General features: G+C 57.2%; 22 protein-coding genes. 13 read left to right on the top strand and 9 right to left on the bottom strand.

Annotation, left to right across the window (positions count from 1 at the left end):
* From KJI95_RS12805 to KJI95_RS12790, 4 genes are read left to right on the top strand one after another with little or no spacing between them, the layout of a single operon-like run.
* A complete protein-coding gene (locus KJI95_RS12805) occupies window positions 1-369 on the top strand; it encodes a cytochrome c3 family protein (protein WP_214507590.1) in 369 nt (122 codons plus the stop codon).
* A gap of 21 nt (window positions 370-390) precedes the next feature.
* On the top strand, window positions 391-1,524 hold the full coding sequence (locus tag KJI95_RS12800) for a porin family protein (protein WP_432653799.1): 1,134 nt from the start codon (window positions 391-393) through the stop codon (window positions 1,522-1,524).
* A gap of 17 nt (window positions 1,525-1,541) precedes the next feature.
* Window positions 1,542-2,282: a cupin domain-containing protein gene (locus KJI95_RS12795; protein ID WP_214507589.1), complete on the top strand. Its 741-nt coding sequence runs from the start codon at window positions 1,542-1,544 to the stop codon at window positions 2,280-2,282.
* 48 nt (window positions 2,283-2,330) lie between these two features.
* A complete protein-coding gene (locus KJI95_RS12790) occupies window positions 2,331-3,389 on the top strand; it encodes a hypothetical protein (RefSeq protein WP_214507588.1) in 1,059 nt (352 codons plus the stop codon).
* Between the two features lie 86 nt (window positions 3,390-3,475).
* Here KJI95_RS12790 and KJI95_RS12785 read toward each other — a convergent pair whose 3' ends face one another.
* Window positions 3,476-4,561, bottom strand: a complete 1,086-nt coding sequence (locus tag KJI95_RS12785) for a branched-chain amino acid aminotransferase (protein WP_214507587.1) — start codon at window positions 4,559-4,561, stop codon at window positions 3,476-3,478.
* Window positions 4,562-4,716: 155 nt separating this feature from the next.
* Here KJI95_RS12785 and KJI95_RS12780 point away from each other — a divergent pair, with 155 nt between their 5' ends.
* Window positions 4,717-5,901 carry a CaiB/BaiF CoA transferase family protein gene (locus KJI95_RS12780; protein WP_214507586.1) on the top strand — a complete coding sequence of 395 codons (1,185 nt, stop codon included), beginning with the start codon at window positions 4,717-4,719 and terminating at the stop codon, window positions 5,899-5,901.
* A gap of 162 nt (window positions 5,902-6,063) precedes the next feature.
* Here the strand turns inward: KJI95_RS12780 and KJI95_RS12775 are convergent, their stop codons facing one another.
* A complete protein-coding gene (locus KJI95_RS12775; RefSeq protein ID WP_214507585.1) occupies window positions 6,064-6,897 on the bottom strand; it encodes a choice-of-anchor H family protein in 834 nt (277 codons plus the stop codon).
* A 327-nt stretch (window positions 6,898-7,224) separates the two neighbouring features.
* Here KJI95_RS12775 and KJI95_RS12770 point away from each other — a divergent pair, with 327 nt between their 5' ends.
* The 4 genes from KJI95_RS12770 to KJI95_RS12755 all read left to right on the top strand — a co-directional run bounded on the left by KJI95_RS12770 (window position 7,225) and on the right by KJI95_RS12755 (window position 10,805).
* Window positions 7,225-7,512 (top strand): PepSY domain-containing protein, encoded by a 288-nt coding sequence (locus KJI95_RS12770; protein WP_214507584.1) that lies wholly within the window; start codon window positions 7,225-7,227, stop codon window positions 7,510-7,512.
* A gap of 2 nt (window positions 7,513-7,514) precedes the next feature.
* A complete protein-coding gene (locus tag KJI95_RS12765) occupies window positions 7,515-8,195 on the top strand; it encodes a response regulator transcription factor (RefSeq protein WP_214507583.1) in 681 nt (226 codons plus the stop codon).
* Window positions 8,188-9,570, top strand: coding sequence for an ATP-binding protein (locus KJI95_RS12760; protein WP_214507582.1), 1,383 nt, complete (start codon window positions 8,188-8,190; stop codon window positions 9,568-9,570). The genes KJI95_RS12765 and KJI95_RS12760 overlap by 8 nt, the downstream gene beginning before the upstream one ends.
* A 215-nt stretch (window positions 9,571-9,785) precedes the next feature.
* On the top strand, window positions 9,786-10,805 hold the full coding sequence (locus KJI95_RS12755; RefSeq protein WP_214507581.1) for a transposase: 1,020 nt from the start codon (window positions 9,786-9,788) through the stop codon (window positions 10,803-10,805).
* Window positions 10,806-11,050: 245 nt separating this feature from the next.
* Here the strand turns inward: KJI95_RS12755 and KJI95_RS12750 are convergent, their stop codons facing one another.
* A complete protein-coding gene (locus KJI95_RS12750) occupies window positions 11,051-11,899 on the bottom strand; it encodes an AraC family transcriptional regulator (RefSeq protein WP_214507580.1) in 849 nt (282 codons plus the stop codon).
* A 228-nt stretch (window positions 11,900-12,127) separates the two neighbouring features.
* Here KJI95_RS12750 and grxC point away from each other — a divergent pair, with 228 nt between their 5' ends.
* Together grxC and KJI95_RS12740 are read left to right on the top strand one after the other, a co-directional pair.
* Entirely contained in the window at window positions 12,128-12,403 is a 276-nt protein-coding gene (gene grxC / locus KJI95_RS12745; RefSeq protein WP_214507579.1) for a glutaredoxin 3, read from the top strand.
* A gap of 78 nt (window positions 12,404-12,481) precedes the next feature.
* Complete coding sequence (locus KJI95_RS12740; protein ID WP_214507578.1) at window positions 12,482-12,964, top strand: YkgB family protein; 483 nt, start codon at window positions 12,482-12,484, stop codon at window positions 12,962-12,964.
* Window positions 12,965-13,128: 164 nt separating this feature from the next.
* Here the strand turns inward: KJI95_RS12740 and KJI95_RS12735 are convergent, their stop codons facing one another.
* Entirely contained in the window at window positions 13,129-13,935 is an 807-nt protein-coding gene (locus KJI95_RS12735) for a transporter (protein WP_250885803.1), read from the bottom strand.
* A 341-nt stretch (window positions 13,936-14,276) separates the two neighbouring features.
* Between KJI95_RS12735 and KJI95_RS12730 the strand changes: the two genes are divergently transcribed.
* Complete coding sequence (locus tag KJI95_RS12730) at window positions 14,277-15,860, top strand: DUF3300 domain-containing protein (protein ID WP_214507577.1); 1,584 nt, start codon at window positions 14,277-14,279, stop codon at window positions 15,858-15,860.
* A gap of 213 nt (window positions 15,861-16,073) precedes the next feature.
* On the opposite strand, the gene KJI95_RS12725 is transcribed toward KJI95_RS12730, so the two are convergent.
* The 3 genes from KJI95_RS12725 to KJI95_RS12715 all read right to left on the bottom strand — a co-directional run bounded on the left by KJI95_RS12725 (window position 16,074) and on the right by KJI95_RS12715 (window position 20,088).
* Window positions 16,074-17,615 carry a S8 family serine peptidase gene (locus KJI95_RS12725; RefSeq protein ID WP_214507576.1) on the bottom strand — a complete coding sequence of 514 codons (1,542 nt, stop codon included), beginning with the start codon at window positions 17,613-17,615 and terminating at the stop codon, window positions 16,074-16,076.
* A gap of 212 nt (window positions 17,616-17,827) precedes the next feature.
* The gene (locus KJI95_RS12720) at window positions 17,828-19,162 is read right to left on the bottom strand and encodes an esterase/lipase family protein (protein ID WP_214507575.1); all 1,335 of its coding nucleotides are present in this window, start codon (window positions 19,160-19,162) and stop codon (window positions 17,828-17,830) included.
* Window positions 19,163-19,359: 197 nt separating this feature from the next.
* Window positions 19,360-20,088 (bottom strand): DUF1223 domain-containing protein, encoded by a 729-nt coding sequence (locus KJI95_RS12715; protein ID WP_214507574.1) that lies wholly within the window; start codon window positions 20,086-20,088, stop codon window positions 19,360-19,362.
* A gap of 218 nt (window positions 20,089-20,306) precedes the next feature.
* Here KJI95_RS12715 and KJI95_RS12710 point away from each other — a divergent pair, with 218 nt between their 5' ends.
* Window positions 20,307-20,570 (top strand): Rho-binding antiterminator, encoded by a 264-nt coding sequence (locus KJI95_RS12710; protein WP_214507573.1) that lies wholly within the window; start codon window positions 20,307-20,309, stop codon window positions 20,568-20,570.
* A 6-nt stretch (window positions 20,571-20,576) separates the two neighbouring features.
* Here KJI95_RS12710 and KJI95_RS12705 read toward each other — a convergent pair whose 3' ends face one another.
* Both KJI95_RS12705 and KJI95_RS12700 read right to left on the bottom strand, forming a co-directional pair.
* On the bottom strand, window positions 20,577-20,930 hold the full coding sequence (locus tag KJI95_RS12705) for a RidA family protein (RefSeq protein ID WP_214507572.1): 354 nt from the start codon (window positions 20,928-20,930) through the stop codon (window positions 20,577-20,579).
* A 92-nt stretch (window positions 20,931-21,022) separates the two neighbouring features.
* Complete coding sequence (locus tag KJI95_RS12700; RefSeq protein WP_214507571.1) at window positions 21,023-22,525, bottom strand: Na+/H+ antiporter NhaC family protein; 1,503 nt, start codon at window positions 22,523-22,525, stop codon at window positions 21,023-21,025.
* Between the last annotated feature and the right edge of the window lie 74 nt (window positions 22,526-22,599).

Below are 22,599 nucleotides of genomic sequence, written 5' to 3'. Positions count from 1 at the left end.
ATGAAAACATCCATCACCTCTTTGCTGTTAACCCTGTCACTGTTTGGCCCTGTGGTGGCTGGAGAGCTGGTTCCGGTCAAAGGTAAACTCCAGGGCCGCGAAAATCACAGCTTCCTTTACGAAGACGGCTGCAAAGCCTGCCATCAGGAAGCCGGCAAGAAAAACACCACAGATGCCGCCTGCGTCGAATGTCATGGCTCCATCACTGAGATAGCCATTGCCGACGAGGCATTGCCCATCGAAGAAGCACACCCTCACAAATCAATTCACTTCGGCGAAGGCGCCAGCTGTCTGGCCTGCCATGCCGAACACAAGAAAAAGACCCCGCTGTGCACTGACTGCCACCGCAGCTGGTTCGCTGAAATGTAATTCCAACAATAAAGAGCAGTAATGATGATGAACACCAAATCCAAACTTTCGCTTTGCATTGTGGCAGCGCTCAGCCTGCCAACATTCCACGCCAGTGCCGAGACATCGGAGGATGGCATCAAGGTGGGCGGCGCCGTCAGGGTCAACTACGCCTATCGCGACTATGATGAAAAATCCAAGGACAAGGGCGGCGACTTCAACTTCGACATGGCCGCCATCAAGTTCGACGGCAAGATGGGCGATTGGGGTCTGGCGGCGGAATACCGCTTCACCTCATCAACCGACTACATCAAGTACGGTTACGGCTACTACCAGGCCAATGACGACTGGCAGCTGCAATTCGGGGTTAACAAGGTGCCTTTTGGCAACCGCGAGTTTATCTCCAACAGCTGGTGGTTTGGCCTGCCTTACTATCTGGGCTTTGAAGATAACCACGACATAGGTATCAAGGCCGTTTACGAGAAAAACGGCTGGCACACGGATATCGCCTTCTACAAAAACCCGGAATACGCCGCCGGTGAAAACAAACGATACGCTGCCGACCTCTATACCGGCACCATCAACGGCACCGAGTACCACAACGAAGAAACCAATCAGATTAACCTGCGCCAAACCTACACCCTTGAACATGAAGGCGGCCAGACCACCTTCGGCGGCTCGGTGGAAGTCGGCCAGATTTACAACAGCAGCACAGGCAACAACGGCGACCGTTATGCCGCCGCGCTGCACCTGGACAGCAGTTACAAGGGCTGGAACCTGCAACTGCAGGCCATGCAGTACGAGTACGATGCCGCCGATGCCATCGACCCGAATAAAATCGGGATTTCCGTGGTCAGCTGGCAGTACGAAATTGCCAGCAAAGGCCAGGTATACAACCTGAATCTGGCCAAGACCTTCCCCACCAGCTTTGGCAGCGTCAAATGCTACAACGACTTCGGTGTGATGACCCCGGATGTGGACGACGACAGCTACGACAACAGCTACCAGAACGTCACCGGCTGCGCCATCGCCGCAGGCGCCACTTACACCATGGTGGACTTCGTGATGGGCAAAAACATGACCTTCTCCACCCTGAATAACGACCACGTAGGCCTGCCGGAAATCGGCGACGACTGGGATAAGCGCGTCAACATCAACTTCGGTTACTACTTCTAAGCCAAAAGGGGATCACCATGAATAAATCCATGCTTGCCACCATCTTAGCCGTCATCAGCACAGGCGCCCTGGCGCAGGGCCCCCAGTGCAACCATGCCCAGCTGCCCTATCAGCAGATGACGCCGGTACCATACGACAGCTCGCCCTACGCACCGCAGGACACCATGCCCGAGCAGTGCCGCGATCCGCAGGTAGAGGCCTACATCCGCGACTGGGAAGCGGGTAAGGTCGATTTCAACAGCATCCAGGCCAACGACAGCATTGCCGCCGACCAGCGCTTTTGTAAAACCATGGACGACAACGGCAACATCCTTGAAGCCAAGGATTGCGATTTGAAAAACGCGCCGGTGGGCTATCTGTGGAAAGAGCTGTCCGACAGCCCGGTGGTCATTGGCATCACCAATGGCGGCAAGTCCGACCATGAGCCGCATTTCCACGGCCAGCCCGAGTGCTACTACGTGGTCACCGGCGAGAGCCCGACCCTGGCCGACAACAAATTCCAGCCACTGAAAAAAGGTCAGTACTTTTACATTCCCGGCGCCCATATCCACAACACCCCCATCATGAGTGAGCAGGGGCTGGGCGTGATGTACTGGTATCCCAAGAACGCCCATTTCGATGGTTTCAAATACTACTGGCGCAAAGACGTGAAAAACCTGCGGGTTGCCGAAGAGGCCTTCGACCGTGTCGATGTTATCCGCAAGCGCGATCTCGGCCTTGGCCCTTATGGCAGCAACGAAGCCATCTTCAAAAAGTAACACTCCCCTTGGGGGCCTCGGCCCCCTTTTTTACGGACTCGCCAAACCATGAAATACTCTGTCAGCGCCCTGCTGTGCGCCCTGATAAGCCTGCCGACTGCTGCGGCTGAGTTCAGTGGTGGCGGTTTTATCAAGGCCGACGCCAAGTTGGCCCATGGCACCCTTGCCTTCAAACCCATACTCGATGGCAACCCCGGAGGCATAGCCCAGCGCCACACTCAAACCCAGTTCAGCGCCCAGGAAAGCCGTTTTCACCTGAGCATCAATCAAGGCAGCAACCCCGATGATAGCCTCCGGGCCTACGCCGAAATCGACTTTGCAGGCTCTGCTCAGGGCAACACTTACGTCTCCAACAGCTATTCGCCCCGGCTGCGGCACGCTTACTTGAGCTACCAGGGATTTACTGCCGGGCAAACCTGGTCAACCCTCGTCAATACCGCAAGCTTTCCCGAATCGGCCAACCTTGGCGGTGCGCTGGTGGGCGAAGCCATGGTACGTCAGGCTCAGCTGCGCTTCACCCGGGGCAGCTGGCAATTTGCGCTGGAAAACCCGGCCTGGCTCACCCGGGATTATGACGAAACGGCCACACCCGAGGCCGATATGGCGCTGCCGGACCTGATAGTCAAATACAGCCATGATGCGGACTGGGGCAATGTCTCTGTTGCCGCGCTGGCTCGCAGCCTGCCCATCGACGGCTCACAGCAAGCTGCCTTTGGTACCTCGCTCTCGGGTCTTTTGCGGATTAATCCACAGAGCGAGCTGGTGTGGCAGCTGCATTACGGACACCTTGGCCGCTACATCGGCACCTCGGCGGCGGCGGACGTATTCAATAACCAGCCGGAGCTGACCCGAGGCGGCATGCTGTCCCTTCGGCATCATCTGACTGAGTCAAGCCGCAGTAACCTGTATCTGGGGCTGATTGACACCGAAGCGGAGCAAAACCGCCGCGGCCACCTGGCACTCAATCTGTTTCACGATTTACGCGCCAATCTCAGTATCGGAATTGAACTCGGCCACTATCTGGTGCGCGATAAGGCCAACCCCTACCGCAGCCAAGCCCAGGGCGACTCAAGCTATGTGCAGCTAAGCTCGATACTGCACTTTTAGGGCAAACTGCGCCCAGCAAAAAGGCTCCCGAGGGAGCCTTTTGCACTTTCTGAACAGTACTGTCTGACTGAGTTGTCAGTTGCCTGTCAGCCGCGGCGCTCGACTTTACGCACCCAGCCAGCCGGTGCAGGGCGCAGGCCCTTTTGCATCTCGGTGTACACCTTGTAGATGTGGCGAATACGCTCGCCCACCAGCCCGTCACCCACGGTCACGATGCGGCCGTCTTCAAAAATGTAGGAGCCAACCGGCGATACCACGGCGGCGGTACCAAAACCACCGGCCTCGACGATTTCACCGGCTTCGATATCGGCAATGAAATCCGTGAGTTTTACGGTTTCCTGACGCACCTTAAAGCCAAGCTCTTCACCCAGCGCCAGAATCGACTCGGAGGTGATGGAGCGCAGAATGGTGTCGGTAAATTCCGGGATCACCAAGGTGCCGTCTTTACGGATATGGAAGTGATTCATGGCGCCCACTTCTTCAATGTACTGGTTAGAGGCATCCAGATACAGCACCTGGGCAGCACCGTATTCAGCGGCGGCTTTGCCGGCACGCAGTGACGCAGCGTAGTTACCGGCCACCTTGGAGGCACCCGTGCCGCCCGATACCGCGCGGTGGTACTTAGTGGTGATAAGCAGGCGGATAGCGCTTAAATCTTTGCCGTAATAAGCGCCGCTTGGGCTCAGAACTACGCAGAAGGTGTACTGGCTGGCGGGGCTTACCGACAATCTGTCTTCAGTGGCAAAAATAAAAGGGCGAATGTAGAGGCAGGCACCGGCCTGACGCGGGAACCACAAACGGTCCACATCAATCAGGGCGTTGATGGCCTCAAGCTGCACTTCTTCAGGGATAGTCGGGATACAGACAATGTCCGCAGAGCGATTGAGCCGCTGGGCATTTTTGTCGAGACGGAAGGTATAAATCTCGCCATCGTCATGCATAAAGGCCTTGGCGCCTTCGAAGATGGACTGACCATAATGCAGCGCCATGGCGCCGGGCATCATTTCAAACGGACCGTAAGGCAGGATGCGGGCGTTTTGCCACTGGCCGTCCTTGTAATCCATCATGAACATATGGTCGGTTCTGAGTTTGCCAAAGCCCACCTCTCCCTGAGGGACAAAAGGTTCAGTGCGGCGCTCTGATGCGGGTTTTAAATTGTACTTTATATCCATTGCATACCACCTTGATAACTGACCTTGCAGACTAGGGAGCGACAGGGATAAAGTCAATAGTGGCGCTAATTCCAACAAAAAGAAGCTGTAAACCGGCCATAAAACTGCAATCACTGCCTCGCGCCACCGCCGCTTCGCAGCCCAAGGGATACTGCATGAAACAACCACTCAAAGGCCTGCGGGTACTGGATTTATCGCGGGTATTGGCCGGGCCATGGTGCAGCCAGCTGCTGGCCGACATGGGTGCCGAGGTGATTAAAATTGAGAGCCCCTGCGGCGATGATACCCGCCACTGGGGGCCACCCTTTGCCGGTGGCCACAGCGAGGGCGATGCGGCCTATTTTCTTGCCGCCAACCGCGGCAAAAAGTCCCTGGTACTCGACTTTGGCAAGGTGGAGGATTTGCAGCGGCTCTATAAACTGGCCCGCCACTGCGACATAGTGCTGGAAAACTTCAAAGTAGGCGGCCTTGCCAAATATGGCCTTGATTATGAAAGCCTTATTGCGCTCAATCCAAGGCTGATTTACTGCTCCATCACCGGCTTTGGCCAAACCGGACCGGATGCGCCCCGCGCAGGCTACGACTTTATGATCCAGGCCATGGGCGGCCTGATGAGCCTCACCGGCACTGCCGGCAAAGATGATGACAGCAAAGATAATGCCAGCGAGCCAATGAAGACCGGCGTTGCCATTACCGATCTGTTTACCGGACTTTATGCATCAAACGCCATTCTCGCCGCTGTGGTGGCGCGCCAAAGCTCAGGCATCGGCTGCCATATCGATGTGGCGCTGTTTGATGTGCAGCTCGCCATGCTCGCCAATCAGGCGCAAAACTTCCTCGCCAGCGGCAAAAATCCGCCCCGACTTGGCAATGCTCACCCCAATATCGTGCCCTATCAGGCCTTTGCCTGTGCCGATGGACATTTAATTCTGGCGGTCGGCAACGATGGTCAGTTTGCCCGCTTTTGCGAGCTGGCAGGGCTGGATGCGCTCATCAAGGATCCCCGCTTTGCCAGTAACAGCGCCAGGGTCGAGCACCGCGAGCAGTTACTGCCGCTTATCAAAAAGGCGCTGCTTGGCAAAGGGCGCGATGAATGGCTTGCCCTGCTGCACGGCGCAGGGGTACCCGCCGGTCCCATCAATTCGGTCGAAGAGGCGCTGGCCGAGCCTCAGGCACAGGCGCGGCAAATGCAGATAAGACGCGACTTTAACGGCGAGTCGCTGCCCTTTGTCGGCAGCCCGCTCAGGATAGATGGCGAGGCGCTGAACTCGCCGCTGCCGCCGCCCTTGCTGGGTGAACATCAGCAGCAAATGCTCGACTGGCTCGACAGCCTTGATTAATCGCCTTTATCAAAGAAAAAGCCGCTGTGGTTGAGTCAGCGGCTTTTTATCACTTCAGGGTTTTGGGTCTGGGTTTGGGGTCTGGGTTTAGGGTCTGGGTGTGAGTTTGAGGTTCTTGATTTCAGGCCCTGAATTTCAAAATCTTTGGTTTTCAGCTCAGCCTCAATCGCGGTCGCGTTCGCGGCGGCGGGCCAGCAGGGCGAAGATAAGGATGGCCAGCAACCCGGCACCCACACTGCCACCGGCTTCCACTTCCACCACCACTTCTTCTTCGCGGTCGTAGTTGGCGCTCTCCAGCGGCAGGGCATACAGGCCGTTGGTATCGTCCGAGCTGATGGTGGCCACTATGTCGCTGTAACCCACTTCATACAGGTCAATCAGCACGTCGTAATGGCCGGTCACATAGCCCTGGGCCAGGGTGGTGACCACCTCGTAGTCATCCAGCTCATTGGCGCCGCTGATATAAAAAGTCTCGGTGCTGAAATAGCGCACCCACTCACCGCCATTGCGGCTCAGGTACAGCTCGGCGTACACGGGCACAGCTTCGTTCGGAATGTTGGAGTACAGATCCGCATCAAAGGTCACCGAAAAGCTGCGGTGAAAGCCATCGTAGTCGCGGTCTTCAAACAGGCGCGAAAAGGCGCCGTAAAAGCTGAAATCATGATACACGCCATAGCTTTGCTGACGGCTGCGTTGCAGTTTGGCCGAACGCTCGGTTTCGGCTATCACTTGAGAGCGGAGCTTGGGCTCGGCAGGCAGCGCCTGAATGGTCTGCACCCGCGCTTTGAGCGCCTCGGCGGTGGTTTCATCCACGTAACGCTCATCGCGCGGCTTTTCGGTCAGCTTGGTGCCGACCGAGGCGGCCATGGGCGCAGGCTCAGTGCCGGCACTGTTTAAGTCACTGGCGTTGGCGTACAGGCCAAAGCAGGCGCCAACAAGCGCCAGCACAGAAAGCTTTTTAACAAACAGGGCTGCGGAAGATGGGAATACTGACATGATACAGACCTCAGGTTTGGGTAATTGACGCCATTACACCAAGGCGAATATGAACGCCTCCTGAACACGCTGGGCGGGTTTCTGCCGGGCAACTTTCTGCTTGCCGACATGTACATGAGCAACTTGTGGCTGACACTTGCCTGGCGCGCCCACGCCTTTCAGCCAATGTTCAGCCACCGGCGCTTAAGGTTTGCCCACAATGCCTGAGCGCCGTAAACAAATCGGCGGCCACAGGCTTTGAAATAGGCAGGCGCGAACTTATCCGCAGCTTTCCTATCGGCGGGGGATCTTTTACACTGGCACTAAGCCGAAGCTGAGATAAAAGATATGAAATACCGGATCTTGCTGACATTTTTGCTGGGTTTAAGCCTGAACCTGACGCCGCCGCTGCTGCCTGAAGCGCAGGCCAATAACCGCGAGCAGCAATCATTGGCCGTGACCAGTGCCGATCAGGCCGCCAGCATGGCCGCCGGACGCTTTCAGGGCACAGTGCTCAAGGTCAGCCGCAGCCAGATTAACGGCGGCCCGGGCTATCGGGTCAAGATGATCAGCAGCGACGGTAAAGTATTCAATGTCGCCGTGGACGCCCGCACCGGCCGGGTATGGAGAGACTAACCATGCGCCTGCTTCTGGTCGAAGACGATGCTCAGCTTGCGGCAAACTTAAGCGAGCACCTAAGAGAAAACCTCTACAGCGTGGATATGGCTGCCGATGGCGAACTCGGGCTTTTTCAGGGGCTTGAGTACGATTACGACGCTGCCATTATCGATGTTGGCCTGCCCAAACTCGATGGCATCAGCCTTATCGGCAAACTGCGTGCGGCCGGGCGCGATTTCCCCATTCTTATTCTGACCGCCCGCGATGGCTGGGAAGACAAGGTCGAGGGACTCGATGCCGGCGCCGACGATTACCTCACCAAGCCGTTTCATCCCCGTGAGCTCGCGTCACGCTTAAAGGCGCTTATCCGCCGCAGCGCCGGCAAGGCCAGCCCGGTCATTCATAACGGCCCGGTCAGCCTCAACACCGCCAGCGGCGAAGTGCTGCTTGGCGGCGAGCGGGTCAGCCTCTCGGCCTCCGAGTTTCGCCTGCTGCAATTTTTAATGCTGCATCAGGGCGAAGTGCAGTCCAAAAGCGTGCTCACCGAACATATTTACGATCAGGACTTTGACCTCGACTCCAACGTGATTGAAGTCTTTATCCGCCGCCTGCGTAAAAAGCTCGACCCCGACAACGAGCTTGGCCTGATTGAAACCCTGCGTGGACAGGGCTACCGCCTGAACGTACTTGGCGATGCCTGAAACAATTACCGGTAAGACCGCGAAATTCGCGCCGCTGCAGCGCCGGCTTGAACGGCTGTCGCTGAAAACCCGCCTTTTTGTCAGCGCCAGCGTGCTGATGCTGTTGCTGCTGCCGGCACTCGGGCTTGCGCTGTATCAGGCGTTTGAGCGCGAAGTGCTTGCCTCCAGCCGCGATGAAATGAGCGCCCTGGTGTATTCGGTGTTGGCTCAGGCCGACGTCATCGAAGGCGAGCTGGAAATGCCCGCCATGTTGCCCGACCCACTGTTCAACGTCGACAGCTCAGGCCTTTATGCCATAGTCACCCTGCCCGACCACGACGTGGTATGGCGCTCAGGCTCGCTGATCGCCCGCGACCCGCTGCCCGATTTAACCCCGCCGCCAGCGGGCCTCGATGCCCGCAGCTTTGGCGACACCTCGCTGACCGGCGAGCCGCTGTTTGTGATGAGCTACACCGCCCTGTATGAGAGCGACGGCCGCGATGTGCCGGTCACTGTGCATATTCTTAAATCACAGCTGCGCTTTCACGAGGCGCTCGACTCTTTCAAAGGCAGGCTGTGGCGCTATCTGCTCGCCACCATGATACTGCTGGCGCTGGTGCTTGGCCTGTGGCTGCGCTGGACCATCAAGCCCATCAGCCGCTTTGAAACCGAACTGAAAGCGGTGGAGCTTGGCGAAAAAGAGCGCATCGACAGCGACTATCCTAAAGAACTCGGGCCGCTGGTGCATCAGCTCAATTCGCTGCTCACCACAGAGCAAAACCAGCGCAAGCGCTACCGCAATGCCCTGTCTGATCTGGCCCACAGCCTCAAAACCCCGCTGGCGGTACTGCAAAGCCACCCGGGCCTTGATGATGCGGTGATGGAGCAGGTAGACAGCATCAGCCACTCCATCAGCCATCAGCTTAAACGTGCCCAAAGCGCCGGCGCCGCCTCGTGGCACCAGGGGGTAGAAATCCTGCCCCAGGCAGAACGCTTAAGCCGCAGCCTTGGCAAAATCCATCGTGATAAGGCCATCGACATCGAGCTGGCGCTCACCCCAGAACTGGTGTTCAAGGGCGATAAGGGCGATTTGACCGAGCTTTTGGGTAACCTGCTCGACAACGCCTGCAAGGCCGCGAGCAAACGGGTACGCCTCTCTGCCAGTAAGCTCGATGGCAGCCTGCGCCTGTGTGTGGAAGACGACGGCCCCGGGGTGGATGAATCTATGCGGGAGAAGATTTTTGAGCGCGGCATGCGCGCCGACACCTACGACAAAGGCCATGGAATTGGGCTTGCGATAGTGCGGGATCTGACCGATGCCTATCAGGGACGCCTGCGGGTCGAACGCAGTGAGTTGCTCGGTGGAGCGAAGTTTGAGGTGTCGTTTCACCAGTGACTTCTTTGTCGTTTGACTTAACGACTGAAAGTCTGTTCGAAGTCGCTTTGCAAGCGACTGAAGTCGTGGGTCTTCAACCCACACCCGACCAAGAGGGGATCTACAGCAATCCCCTCTTGGAATATTTCCGTGTGAGGACAGCCAGACCTTTTTGATAAACCCACCTTCCTCAACTAGGCTTTGAAATACCTCCTTTGAACCAGTTGAGCTTTGCCATGACCACTGCCCGCCGTCAGTTGATTGATGCCGAAAGTACGCCCTTCTACCATGTGATTAATCGTTGTGTCAGACGGGCATTTTTGTGTGGCGAGGATGCGCTTTCAGGCCGTAGCTATGAGCATCGCCGTGGCTGGATAGTGGATAAAATCAGGCAGTTGTCTTCGGTATTCTGTATTGATGTCTGCTCCTACGCAATCATGTCAAATCACTATCATTTGGTACTTAAAATCGACCTGATGGCTCAAAAGGCACTATCACCATTCGAGATAATTGAACGCTGGACACGACTCTTTTGCGGCAATCCCGCGGCCGCAAAATTCCTCAACGGCGAGAGTCTGTCAGAAAGTGAGCGCATCTTAGTCGATAGCTTAATCAGCGATTGGCAGGAGCGACTTGGCAGTATTAGCTGGTTTATGCGCTGCCTGAACGAAGAGATTGCCCGCAAGGCCAATCGGGAAGATGACTGCAAAGGCGTATTTTGGGAAGGGCGCTTTAAATCACAGGCGCTACTTGATGAACAGGCACTGCTCGCCTGCATGATGTACGTCGATTTAAACCCCATCCGCGCAGGCGTTGCTGACTCACTGCAATCCTCAGATTACACGTCGATTCAGGAACGGATTGCAGAACTTAAAGAACCCCAATCAGCCAATTCTTCAAAAGGCCCCGCTCAGGAAAACTCCACCTCGCTCAAACCATTGCTGCCATTCGATGGCGCCGCAACGGCGGCCGAACAAAGCGGTATTCCGTTTCACTTTTCCGACTACCTTGAACTGATTGACTGGACGGGGCGCGCGGTGCGCAGCGACAAACGTGGCTTTATCGCCGCCTCCAGACCAAGGCTGCTGCTCGAACTTGGCATTAGCGATGACGCCTGGATTACTTCAGCAAAAGAGTTTCGCCGCCAATACAGTGGCATCAGCGGCAGGTGGGAGGCCATGTGCACGATGAAAGCCAAAACCGGTGGCAAATGGTGCAGAGGTAAGCAGTACAGCTGTGCAATACACCCCAACTAGTCCAAACCTCACCCGATATCTTTACCAACGCTGGCCAACTCAGGGGGTTGGTATGCACCAAATTCAGCCTATTCACTTGGCATCCGCCTGCAACAAGCCAAAACCAGGGGCTTTGTGCGATCTTGGCTTTGAATCCAGCCATCACAAACGGCAGCAATCGATTTCCACCGTTAGGAAAAGAGATCTGGCTGTCCGCATTTCTTGGCATTTCTCTGGCTATTGCTTATGGGATACGGCCTTAATCCCTACCGGCCTCGGAATCGGGTGGGCGTGGTGCCCGTGTGCTTTTTGAATGTCAGGGTAAAGGCACGTTCGGAGCCGTAGCCTACGCGCTCAGCAATATCGTCGATAGGCAGTAAAGACTCGCTGAGTAGCTCCTGTGCCTTTTGCATCCGCAGTTGGGTCAGGTATTCAAACATGGGGCGGCCGACCAGAGCGCTGAAGCGGCTGGCGAAGGCAGCCCGCGACATGCCAATTTCGCTGGCGAGTGACTGTAAGGTCCAGCCAAATTCGGGGCGCTGGTGCAGCAGTTGCAGCGCGCGGGCGATGCGTTTGTCGTTGAGTGCATCAAGAAATGGGCTTTGCTGGCTGCGACCAAAATTGATGCGGATAAGCTCCACCAGAATGATTTCGGTCAGCTTATTCACAATCAGCTCCGACCCGGGCCCCTGAGCCATGTACTCGGCACTTAACTGACTGAAGGTACTGCGAAGCCAGGGATAATTGGCCAGATCCTTATCGCGCACTATGGTAACGCGCGGCAACACATCCAGCAGTGGCGTGGTGGCGCTGCGACTGAAACTGAATGAGCCACAAAGCAGCAGTATCGGCTCGCTGATGTCGGCAAACCCGGGCCCGGGCGACTGACTGGTGAGCAGATGATCCTGCCCCGCGCCAAGAAAAATCAGGTCGCCCTCTTCCAGCCGTTCAACCACGCCATCCACTTTCGCCCAGCAGGCACCGCGGCGGATCATATGAAAACTGGCATGCTCGACATCGGTAAAGCTCTTGCTCCAGGGCGCTTCTACCTGACTGCAAAAATACACACTGCCGACCACCCGAATGGCCCGCAGAATGTCGCTCAATACTTCCATGCACCTCTCCTCATTCCGCCGCCCGGCTTATCTGGCTAATCAATTGGTACCGCGATTAATCAAAGCCCTGACTCAAAGCCCTGACGCAGCGCTCTTGCTCAGAGCGGGGCTCGCAATCATCGGCACCAACAAGACCATCAATGTATCAATTCGAGATTATCACGCATAGATAGTATAGGTCGCAATGGCTAAATTAGTCACACACCCAAACCACACCGGAGTACCGACATGGCACAGATTGAGATTTACACCAAAGGCTATTGCCCGCACTGCAAAGCCGCCAAACAGACCCTGACCGCAAAGGGCCTGACATTTCGCGAGTTTGATGTGACCGACGATGACGAGCTGCTGAACGAAATGCTGCGCCGCAGCGAGCGCAAAACCGTGCCGCAAATCTTTGTTGGCAAGGTGCACATCGGCGGCAATCAGGACCTGATGGACGCCATTAAAGCAGGCGAGTTTGAGCGGGTTTTACAGGCTCAGGGCATCAAGCGCCGCAGTTAACAAGCACCCGTAACCCCGGGCTGGCAGGCTGCGTTTCGCACCCCGGCAACACCCGATTTATCAACAAGGAGCAATATCATGACTGACTTTACCTCACACCGCGCCGGCAGCGCCCTTGGCCACAGCATCAATAAGTTTGCCGACCAAGGCCTTAAATATTCCATCGTTATCGTACTTGGCTGGATTGGAGCGATGAAATTCACCGGTTACGAGGCCGGTGCCATTGAGGGTTTGGTTGCCTCAAGCCCGCTGACCAGTTGGCTTTATGGCATATTGAGTTTGCAGGCAACGTCAAACCTGATTGGCACCATTGAAGTGGCTACAGCGCTGGCACTGCTGCTGGCACCGCTTCACCGCTCAATAGCCATTGTCGGCGCCGCGAGCGCAGCCCTGACTTTTGCGGTCACCAGCAGCTTTTTGCTGAGCGCCCCCATCACCGAACCAAGCCTTGGTGGCTTTCCGGCCATTTCGGTGGTACCGGGACAGTTTTTGCTGAAAGATCTGGTGCTGCTCGCAGCGGCTATCAGCCTGCTTGGCAAAGCCCTTGTCCGTGAAAACTAATCTCACTTTCGACAATTGGGCTTATCTGCGACAACCAGGCTGACCTGCATCAGCCTGGATCGCCTGCGAAGGATCCCCTACGAAAGTTCGGCTCCCCGGAACAGTCAAGCCCACCCTCGCCATGCGCCTCAGCTTGAACCTTATCACGAGCCTCAGCGTTAGCTTCAGCTCGGAAACATCAGGGTAAAAGTGAGGCGTACACCAAAGCCTTCGGCGCCGGTTTCAGGGCCATCGAGCCAGTAACGTATGCCGCCGCCAAAGCTGACCAGTTGATCGCCAATCTTGGTGATCTTTGCCAGGTTAAGGTTCAGCGGCACAGCCCATTGCTGTGACTCCCAGTCGTAGGTGGATTCGGTATTGAACGAAAGGGAATAGGCGCTTGGCGTGGTGTACACCAAAAACGGCTGCAAAAAGGTGGCATTGATGTCGGCGTTACCCTTACCGCCCACCGACCAGATATGGTTGGCCAGCAAGCCATAGGTCCAGGGGCCCTGCTGTTTCAGCATCACTCCGGTCGGGCCAAGCCCCCATTTATCGGCGCCGATCAGTTTTTCGCTGGCCGTTGGCAGCAGCATCACCGGCCCTGCGCCCCAAATCCAGCCGCTGGCACCAACCGCCTTGGGCGAAAAGAACAGGCTTTGCACCGCATCTCCCAGACCAAACTGGTCGCCGGCGCCGGGGAAAATATCCTGCTGCGACACCACAGGTAAGATGGTGCGGGAAATCAGGTTCCACTCATCATTCAGGGAAAAAGGCACCACCGGCTGCACATTGATAAGCAGCCGCTCACCGCCGTCATTCGAGCCAAGGTTGGTGTCGTAGTTTGCCTGTATCGGCACGCTGATAAGAGAAGCGACCGGATTGGCCAACTGCTTGGCCAGCTCTTCTTTGTTGTCGGCGACAGCCGAGGCCGATGTGGTGGCCGCAAGCAGGGCGATTGGCAGCAGTCCCCGGGTAGCTTTGGTGGTCATAAATCAGTCCTTTGATTATCGATTGAGTACTTTGCAGCCCCGAGCCTATGCAGGTATCTAAGGGCTATTCGGCCAGCCAGCAAGGTGCAGATGAGTAGTTGTAACGGATATCTGAAATCATGAGAAGGCGACCGCCGAAATGACAACCAAGTACTGACAGCCCAAATTTCTGCAGCCGCTACCGACAACCACTGCAGCCACAGCGCATCTACCTCTGCGGCCATCTGTCTTGCTGCTTTTTTAATCCGCGTGATGAGCCTGAGACTCTTCAGCCTTTGTTCATCTTGGGCTTTGTAAGCTGACACAAACTGGCGAACTGCCGGTACTGTCAAGGAGGCCCTATGAACAGGTCTATTCGAATTCAACTGCTGTCAGCCCTGATTTGCCTGCCGCTGTTTGCCGGTTGCACCTCAGTGGCGAAGGCAGAATATCCCGACGACAGCGAGATCCGTTCCGAGCGTTTTTCCGAGGCCGAACTGGCCCGGCTGCTGGCGCCGGTCGCTCTGTATCCGGACACCCTGCTGACCCACATTCTGATTGCCTCGAGCTACCCGCTCGAAGTGGTTGAGGCGAGCCGCTGGCGCGAAAAAAACCGCAAGCTCAGCCCGAAAAAGATGATGGACAAGGCCGAGAAGCAAGGCTGGGACCCAAGCGTAACCGCACTGGTTGCCTTCCCCGATGTGCTTGAACGGATGAGCGACGACCTCGACTGGACCCGGGATCTGGGTGATGCCTTCCTCGCCGACGAAGAAGACGTGCTCGATACCATTCAGATGCTGCGCCGCGAAGCCGACCGAGCCGGTAACCTTGATGGCGGCGAAAATCTGGTGGTAAAACGCCAACCCACTCAAATCATTATCGAATCGCCCCGCCCTGAGGTGATTTATGTGCCCTACTACGACCCGCGTGTGGTGTACGGCCGCTGGCGCTGGCACCTGTACCCACCTGTGTACTGGGCGCCCTTCCCCGGCTATGTGAGCTACCATCGTCACTTTGGCTGGCATTCGGGCATCAGCATCTCGTTTAACTTTTACTTCTCCAATTTCCATTGGTACGACCGCCACGTGATAGTGCACCACCACCATCACTACAAGCGTCCGCCGGAGCCAAGATACGCCATCAGCCATGGTGCCCAGCGCTGGCGCCACAACCCCGGCCATCGCCGTGGGGTGGAGTATCGCAGCATGGACGTGCGTAAACGCTACCACGACCACACCCCAAGCCGGATGGAGCGCCAGCATCTGCACCGTGAAGAAGTGGCCCGCCGCAGTATCAGCAGTGAAAACGGAGGCCTTGACCGCCGCGACATCCAGCCGCGCACCATCAGCCAGGCGCGGGAGCAGGAGTTCAAGGCACGGATGAACGGCAACGAACATCGCTCACGGGATGCAGGCTCAAGAGAGCAAGGCGAGCTGCGCACCAGAGACAAGGGCGACAACCGCAATGAGATGCGCAGCGAAGCCCGTAACGACGCGCGAAACGATGCCCGTAATGAGGCCCGCAATGACAGCCGCAGCCGCGAGCTGAACGACAGTCGCTCACGGGAGCAAAACGAGCAACGCGTCCGCGATGAACGTCTGGATAAAGCCAACGGCGGCTGGCGCATCAACGAGCCAAAAGAACGCGATCAGGCCCGTACCCGTGACCAGCTGCAACAGAGCCGCGAGCGTGAACAGCCCGCCGTGCGCGAGCAGATGCGTGAACAGCAGCGCGAACAAATGCGCCAGCCTCAGCGCGAGCAGATGCGTGAACCTCAGCGTGAGCAGCGCAGCCAGCAGCCAGAGCGAGACCGCGGCATGAGCCAGGAACGGGCACAGGTCCGTGAGCGGCAGCAGTCAAGCGAGCGCGGCATGAACCACGACCGGGCAGCGCAGCGTGAGCGCCAGGAGCCCCGTGAACGCCATGAGCCACGCGAGCGCCAGTAAGTTTCAGCGCCGCCACCAGAAACAAAAAACCGGTCAAAGACCGGTTTTTTATACCGACACCTCAGCGGTACCAGCTCAGCGCTGAGTGACAGGCGCGTTCGTTACATCTGCTTAAATTACATCTGCTTATGTTACATCTGCTTAAGTTTCAGCAGCTTTAGTTTCTACGGCACTGCTGACATCGGCACTGCTGACAACAGCATAACAAATGCGTTATTTACAGTTGCGGCCCTTACAGGTGCCGCCACCACCGCCGCCGGAGCCTGAGCCACCGTCACAACCATTGGCAAGATAGGTGACTGCGGCTTTCGCCCGCACCAGGCCATAGCCGTAGGCATCGTCACGGCCCGCTACGCCCAAATCTTCAGCCGTGGCTCGCAGCGCCGCGCGGATTTGAGTGTTGCTGCACTGGGGATACTGGCTCCACACCAAAGCCGCCACACCTGCCACATGGGGCGTCGCCATCGAGGTGCCGTCAAACAGGGCATAGTTGCCATTGGTGATATTGACGCTGGCAAGGCTGCCGACGTTTGCCAGCATCGCCTGGCCGTCAACATCGGTAACCCCAACCGATGGGATAGTGGTTGCCACACCGCCCAGGGTACCGTTCAGCGCACCGGCCACGTTGTTGTAGATGATGGCAGCAATACCGCCGCCGTTTTGGCAGGCAAGTACTTTATCAGCAAAGGAAATTACCCCGCGTTGGATAAGACACACCTGACCGTTGGCGTTGCAGGTGGCTTCGCCTGTGCCGCAGTCGGCAAGCATGCCGGAGGCGCTGCCGGTGGGCGAGCCATCCATGCCGATTGCGTCGTAGTTGCTGCCGCCCACATTGGCACTGGCCACCAGCGCTGTACCCATGGGCACAGAGGACAACACCCCAACGCCGGGGCCGGACAATTCAACCTGACTGGTTTTTTGCGAAAAATCGGCAACTACCTTGTTGCTGTCGATGGCGGCCACTGAAATGACCGAGTTGTAAGATGCAGGGTACGAGTGGCGGGTGTTGCCGTCATTGCCGGCCGCCGCCACCGAGATAATCCCGGCCTTTTCGGCATTGGCAAAGGCGGTGTCTTCGGTACGGCTCTTGAGCGGGCCGCCAAGGCTCATGTTAATCACCTTGGCCCCAGCGACCTTACACTTGTCCAGCGCTGACACCAGAGTTGAAGAGTAACCCCAGCCATCGGCATTGAATACCTTGATAATGTGCAGGTTAAGATGGCCATTGGGGTTAACCCCGACCACACCGACACTGTTATTCATGGCGGCTATGGTGCCGGCGACATGGGTGCCATGGTGGTTTTCGTCGGTAAACCAGTTCCCTGTACCTGCGTCATTGGTGCCGCTAACCTGATTGCCGGATAAATCTTCGTGTGCCAGTTCATAGCCTGAGTCTATGATGCACACCGTCATATTGGAGGTGGCGCTGTCACTGACCTGATCGGCCTGCACCATGGGGATGCCGTAGGGTACCTGCTGCGCCATGGGGAAGCGTTTCACGTCCGGCTCGACATACTCAACGTTGGGGTTGTTCGCCAGCCCCTTTACCGCCTGCGCGGGCAACATAAAAGCCGCAGCGTTGACTGAATCGAGCTCCAGCGCCAGCTTGCCGCCCTGAGCGTTAAGCTGCGCCATCACGCTCGGGCCCTTGCCCTCTTTGAATTTGACTATATAACGCGCTTGCTCTGCCGCGTAAGCGCCGGTGCACAGGGCCAGAGTGACCGCTGCTGCCAGGGGTTTGTAGATGGATTGCATTGCCGACTCCTGTTCTGAACTGGAGACCCACCGCCTGACACCCGGCCAACCGCCTTACACTGAGGCATTGACCGCCGTGACTGCACCGCGATGATGTTACAAAACCGCTTTCAAGCTGTAATACTTTTGCATCACAACTTTCGTTATACGCACAATCATCGGTAAACTCAAGCAGTGGCAGCAGTATATTCTGCCGCTCGGCCAGTCCACCTCTATACCTTGGCAAGATCCCTGAAATCGCCGCCTTCCTGCGTAAAACTGAACACATTGGCATGCACCCGCCGCTTCAGTACAAGGTCAAGCATAAGAGTTTGATTGGGTTTGAGTTCATCGGCGACGCTGGCGCAGGCGCGATACTCTGCCGCCCGGTAATGGCACAGCCCTTTATCGGGGCGGGGCACAATTCGAAAACCCCAGCACTGCTCAGCCAGTTTCAGCATTTTGTCGTGGTTGAGATACAGGGTCAGCGCATTGCCGACACGCTGGTTTTTTTGCCTGTCCTGAAAAAAGCCCTTGGGCAAGCGGTTGGGGTCGTAGTCGGGGCCGCCAAGCAGCAAAAAGTCAAAGTCGGGCACGCTATGGCCTTCATCGTCCCATACCCGAATAACCAGCTGACAATAGCGGGCGCCGCGCTGCTTAGAGCGTCCGGCCATGGCGGCCATTTCAGCCTCGTAGTCGGTGGGTGTTGCCACCTTAAGGCAGGCAAGAATACTGCTGACCACCGTCTGAGGCTCTTTGGTGCGGCTACTGACCGAGGCCATAATGCCAAGTTTGCTGCCGCTGTGGCTGGCCTTTGGCAGCACTTCAAACGCACAGGCGGGAGCAACGCGCTCGCTGACAAGCTCAAAGGGCACGCAGGCAATAGCGCCGTCGCTTGCGACAGGGGGTTCACAATCCACTTCGCGCAGGGTCAGCGCGCGGTAATTAAGGTTAGCTGCAGCCAGGCGCACTACTCCGTCGCTGCCGGGTTCAGCCGTGTAACTGTTCAGAAAGTCATAGAGTTTGCTGTCGATGGTTTCGCCTGAAATCACAAAAGGATACACACCTTCGGCCACCGGCGACTGGCCGAGCCAATAATCGCTCAGCTGCCGCTGCCCTTCGCTGCCAAGTTCAAGCCAGTCAAGCACCTGCTGCCCAGGCTCGACATCATCAAACCAGGCTTTAATCCGCCCCAAACGCGACTTGCCAAGCTGCGCCAGCGCCGAGCCATGGTTGGCCGGGGCCAGCATGATGAGGTGACGCAGCGGGCAGGTCGCAAGCGAGTTGGGGTAATAACGCTTAAGCCAGCTTCGCATCACAGGCGCGCCAGTGGAGTGGGTAATCACCGAAAACGGCTCATCGCCGAGCAGCTCGCGCCGCGCCCGCTCAAAGGCAAGCGCAAGATCGTCCATGCGCACGTTGTCATCAAAACTGATGTAACGGCCAAGGTAAATGTGGCTGATTTCGAGCTCAAGCCCGGGCGGGGCAAACCTGGCGAGCGCATCGGCAAGGCCGCCGTAAGTGTTGGTGTCGATAACACTCCAGCCGTGGACCAGCAGCAGTTTCATGGTCGGCCCCCGGAAATGTTTGTTTGCCCGGCTTTTGTCTGGATCTTCACGCGCCATCCTCCCTGAACTGAAAAGTCCGCCTACGACACCACAAAGCGGCGGTCAGTACAAGGCACTATCCTCATCACTCGTTTGCTAAGAGGTCGCAGCCTTTACAAATCAGGGCTGGCTCTGAGGCTCTGGGCTTAATCAGAGGCTCAGGGCTGCAGCCAGCCACCGACCGCCTGCAGCGGCCGCATATCCTGCTCGGTCCAGGCCACCAGCGCGAGTCTCGGTGCCACTTGCGAAAATGCGCTTATCTTCAACGTAAACTCACCGCCAAACCGGCTTTGCGCAGCGTTTGGCGTTTGATTTTCAAAGCGTTGCAGCGACAACACAGCAAAGTCCTGCGCCAGTAACTTGCCTCGGTTTTCGCCCCGCGCCACCTGAGTGCGAATGCCAACGCCAACCAGCGCCACATTCAGTGTCGCCGCTTTGCCCTCATAGTCGGCGCTGAGTTTATCGTCGCTGATGCTGAGCGCTAACCTTGCTGCCACTGCCTCATTCAAAACAGAAACCTCACCGCCGCGCCACTCTTTGCCTGTGATAAAAATCTGCGGTGTGTACACGCCCTTGCTGTGCTTTTGATTCCAGTGAGCATACTGACGCTTGCCAAAACGGCTGTCGGCAAAGGGGTCTTTCCAGCCAAGGTAATCCCAGTAGCTCACATGAAAGGCGAGCGGAAAGTAGCGCTGCCAAAGCGCGGGTTGCCCGGCAAATTCCGACAGCCAGGCTTCGGCCGGCGGGCAACTGCTGCAGCCCTGGGAGGTGTAAAGCTCGATAATTACAGGCGCTTTGTTATCACTCTGGCGTTGAAACTCGAGCGCCGCAGCACGCGGCAGCGGGATTGCGGCCAGCATAAGCAGCAAAGCCATAGGAAAAAGCATGGCCGGCATCATTCGTAGCGACCCATCATTCGCAGTGACATTGGCAGCACCATTAACAGCTATCGGGAATACCACAGCAGACCGGCGTGCGCTGCGGGCAATTTCAGCTTAGTGCTTGAAAACAGCGCGATAAGGGCTAAGGTTTAAGCGGGGATAGACTAAGCGACATCAGAAATAGCAACGCAAGTAGTTGCAATACAATAAAAAGAAGAGGATTTATGCAAACATATCGAGGCATCGCCTGCGGCCACTATGACTTTCTGGAGCTTGCCTGCATCCGGCGCTACCCGCTGCTGCTGGAGCTTAAAGACGAAGGCCGGATCCACGGCCGGGCTGTGACCCTCGAGACCCGTGCCGACAAAAGCGAATGGCTGCAGGTTGAAACCGCCACCGCGAGCCGCGCCATCCGGCTTGATCGCATCATTGCCATCACGCCGGATATCGAAGGGGCCGAATTCGGCCGGATCCTGATAAGCCCCTGAACGCCTTTAGCTTTTAAGCGCTGCCACCACAGATACTTCCACCAGATACTCAGGCTCGGCAATCGCGGCTTCCACACAGGCGCGCGCCGGCGCATGACCCGTTGGCACCCAGGCATCCCACACTGCGTTCATGGCATCGTAATCGGCCATGTTTTTCAAATAGATGGTGCAGCTCAGCAGATGTTCACGGCTGCTGCCTGCCTGGGCAAGCAGGGTATCTACTTCTTCGAGCATGGTTTGAGTTTGGGTGGTGATGTCGGCGTATTTGTCTTTGGCCACCTGACCGCACAGGTACACAGTGCCCTGATGAATGACAATGCTGCTCATACGCGCGCCGGTGTCCATACGGATAATGCTCATGGTGTCTCCTTAAAAAACCTGAATAAACTGGCCGCTATTCTAACGGCTAAGCGAGCCCAATGCCCGCTCGGCTGCGTGAGTAATTTTCGGTTTCAGCCAGACAAAAGCGCCATGCTGCGTTGCTGGCGCCAATCAAAGAGTTTCAGCAGCAGCATCGCAAACAGCAGGCAAAGCAGCAGCGAAGGCCACTGAGACACCCCAAGATTCATCAGCCCAAAGCCGAGCAGTGCCGATGCCGCCGCCATCAGGGCAAAGGGCAACTGGGTCACCACATGGTCGTGCACCGTGCAGCCGCTGGCGCTGGCACTGAGCACACTGGTGTCGGAAATCGGCGAGCAGTGGTCACCAAACACAGACCCCGCCATCACAGCGGCAATCGCGCCAAGAAGCAGCTCTGGCGCCAGAGCGTGGGCCACCGCGGTGCAAAGGGGGATCATAATCGCAAAGGTGCCCCAACTGGTGCCGGTAACAAAGGCCATAATGGCGCAAAGGACAAACACCCCGGCAAGCAGTAACGACGGCGACAGCAATTCACGGGCATACCCAGCAATCAACTCGGCGCTGCCAAGCGCCTGAATAACCGCGCCCATCATCCAGGTCAGCAGCAACACCGCGAGCGCAAAGCCCATGCCTTTTACGCCAACCACCAGGTCGGCCAACACCTTGGTGCCACGCCCGTGAAAGACGCTTACCCCAAGCGCAAGAAGCAGGGCGATGGCGGCCGCATAGCGCATGGCGCTGCCGATATCGGCGGCCATCAGCGCAGCTGCGATACCGGGCTTAGTGGCAAGCTGCATTCCAGAGTAGAGCATCAGCAGCAAAGCGCTGATAAGGAGCCCAAGCAGCGGCACCAACAATGGCCACAGCCGCGCAGGCCCGGCGCTGGAATCCGCCTCAGCTGAAGAAGCTAAGTCTGTTACTGCGGTTTCATCAAAACGCCAGCCCCAATTAAGCCAGGTGCCCACCAGCACCAGCACCAGACTGGCGATGGCATAAAAGTTCATCGAGGCGATGCTGACAAAGGCCTCAAAGGGCGTGACAGGCAGGAAGCTCAGCGCTGCAAGCAGCGTCATTACATAAGGCCCCCAACTCGCCACCGGCACCAGAGAACAGAGCGGTGAGGCCGTGGTATCAACAAGATAAGCAAGCCGCGGCGGCGATATGCCGTAACGACCGGCAATCGGACGCCCGACATTACCCACAGCGAGGCAGCTAAAGATGCCATCGATAAACACCAAAAAACCAAGGCCGACTATGCCAAGACGCGCCTGACGCGCATCACGCAGGCGCAGCGCCAGTGCCCGGCCAAAGTCCGCCACCACGCCGCTTCGAGCCAATACGGCAGTCATGGCGCCAAGCAATACCATGGCGAGAATGACATTGATATTCCAAAGCCGCCAACTGCCGTCGCGATACACAAGCTCAGCAGCGGCGCGCAGCAAAAATTCAAGGCTTGGGAGCGGCGCAAAGTCGCCGACAATCAGCGCGCCGCACAGCACACCGGCGCCGAGGGCAATCAGGGTATGACGCAGCCACAGGGCCAGCACCAAGGTCAGGATAAGCGGGAAAAGTTCGAGCAAACTGTATACATCCATGCAAAGGTTTTTACCGGGATAGCACACAGAATAACCGCCCAAGAACACAAGGCAAAGAAAGCCGTGGCGGCGTG

It is taken from the genome of Shewanella jiangmenensis (assembly GCF_018596335.1).
Lineage (GTDB): Bacteria > Pseudomonadota > Gammaproteobacteria > Enterobacterales > Shewanellaceae > Shewanella > Shewanella jiangmenensis.
This window is presented reverse-complemented; position numbering and strand designations above follow the sequence as displayed.

What these genes read in the sequence shown, in the direction of transcription:
- KJI95_RS12705 (WP_214507572.1), bottom strand. Translation starts at nt 20,930, where the DNA reads ATGAGCATTATCCGTATGGACACCGGCGCGCGTATGAGCAGCATTGTC.
- KJI95_RS12720 (WP_214507575.1), bottom strand. Translation starts at nt 19,162, where the DNA reads ATGAAACTGCTGCTGGTCCACGGCTGGAGTGTTATCGACACCAACACT.
- KJI95_RS12795 (WP_214507589.1), top strand. Translation starts at nt 1,542, where the DNA reads ATGAATAAATCCATGCTTGCCACCATCTTAGCCGTCATCAGCACAGGC.
- KJI95_RS12785 (WP_214507587.1), bottom strand. Translation starts at nt 4,561, where the DNA reads ATGGATATAAAGTACAATTTAAAACCCGCATCAGAGCGCCGCACTGAA.
- KJI95_RS12760 (WP_214507582.1), top strand. Translation starts at nt 8,188, where the DNA reads ATGCCTGAAACAATTACCGGTAAGACCGCGAAATTCGCGCCGCTGCAG.
- KJI95_RS12800 (WP_432653799.1), top strand. Translation starts at nt 391, where the DNA reads ATGATGATGAACACCAAATCCAAACTTTCGCTTTGCATTGTGGCAGCG.
- KJI95_RS12805 (WP_214507590.1), top strand. Translation starts at nt 1, where the DNA reads ATGAAAACATCCATCACCTCTTTGCTGTTAACCCTGTCACTGTTTGGC.
- KJI95_RS12775 (WP_214507585.1), bottom strand. Translation starts at nt 6,897, where the DNA reads ATGTCAGTATTCCCATCTTCCGCAGCCCTGTTTGTTAAAAAGCTTTCT.
- KJI95_RS12735 (WP_250885803.1), bottom strand. Translation starts at nt 13,935, where the DNA reads ATGACCACCAAAGCTACCCGGGGACTGCTGCCAATCGCCCTGCTTGCG.
- KJI95_RS12790 (WP_214507588.1), top strand. Translation starts at nt 2,331, where the DNA reads ATGAAATACTCTGTCAGCGCCCTGCTGTGCGCCCTGATAAGCCTGCCG.
- KJI95_RS12725 (WP_214507576.1), bottom strand. Translation starts at nt 17,615, where the DNA reads ATGCAATCCATCTACAAACCCCTGGCAGCAGCGGTCACTCTGGCCCTG.
- KJI95_RS12750 (WP_214507580.1), bottom strand. Translation starts at nt 11,899, where the DNA reads ATGGAAGTATTGAGCGACATTCTGCGGGCCATTCGGGTGGTCGGCAGT.
- KJI95_RS12755 (WP_214507581.1), top strand. Translation starts at nt 9,786, where the DNA reads ATGACCACTGCCCGCCGTCAGTTGATTGATGCCGAAAGTACGCCCTTC.
- grxC (WP_214507579.1), top strand. Translation starts at nt 12,128, where the DNA reads ATGGCACAGATTGAGATTTACACCAAAGGCTATTGCCCGCACTGCAAA.
- KJI95_RS12730 (WP_214507577.1), top strand. Translation starts at nt 14,277, where the DNA reads ATGAACAGGTCTATTCGAATTCAACTGCTGTCAGCCCTGATTTGCCTG.
- KJI95_RS12740 (WP_214507578.1), top strand. Translation starts at nt 12,482, where the DNA reads ATGACTGACTTTACCTCACACCGCGCCGGCAGCGCCCTTGGCCACAGC.
- KJI95_RS12710 (WP_214507573.1), top strand. Translation starts at nt 20,307, where the DNA reads ATGCAAACATATCGAGGCATCGCCTGCGGCCACTATGACTTTCTGGAG.
- KJI95_RS12770 (WP_214507584.1), top strand. Translation starts at nt 7,225, where the DNA reads ATGAAATACCGGATCTTGCTGACATTTTTGCTGGGTTTAAGCCTGAAC.
- KJI95_RS12765 (WP_214507583.1), top strand. Translation starts at nt 7,515, where the DNA reads ATGCGCCTGCTTCTGGTCGAAGACGATGCTCAGCTTGCGGCAAACTTA.
- KJI95_RS12700 (WP_214507571.1), bottom strand. Translation starts at nt 22,525, where the DNA reads ATGGATGTATACAGTTTGCTCGAACTTTTCCCGCTTATCCTGACCTTG.
- KJI95_RS12715 (WP_214507574.1), bottom strand. Translation starts at nt 20,088, where the DNA reads ATGCTTTTTCCTATGGCTTTGCTGCTTATGCTGGCCGCAATCCCGCTG.
- KJI95_RS12780 (WP_214507586.1), top strand. Translation starts at nt 4,717, where the DNA reads ATGAAACAACCACTCAAAGGCCTGCGGGTACTGGATTTATCGCGGGTA.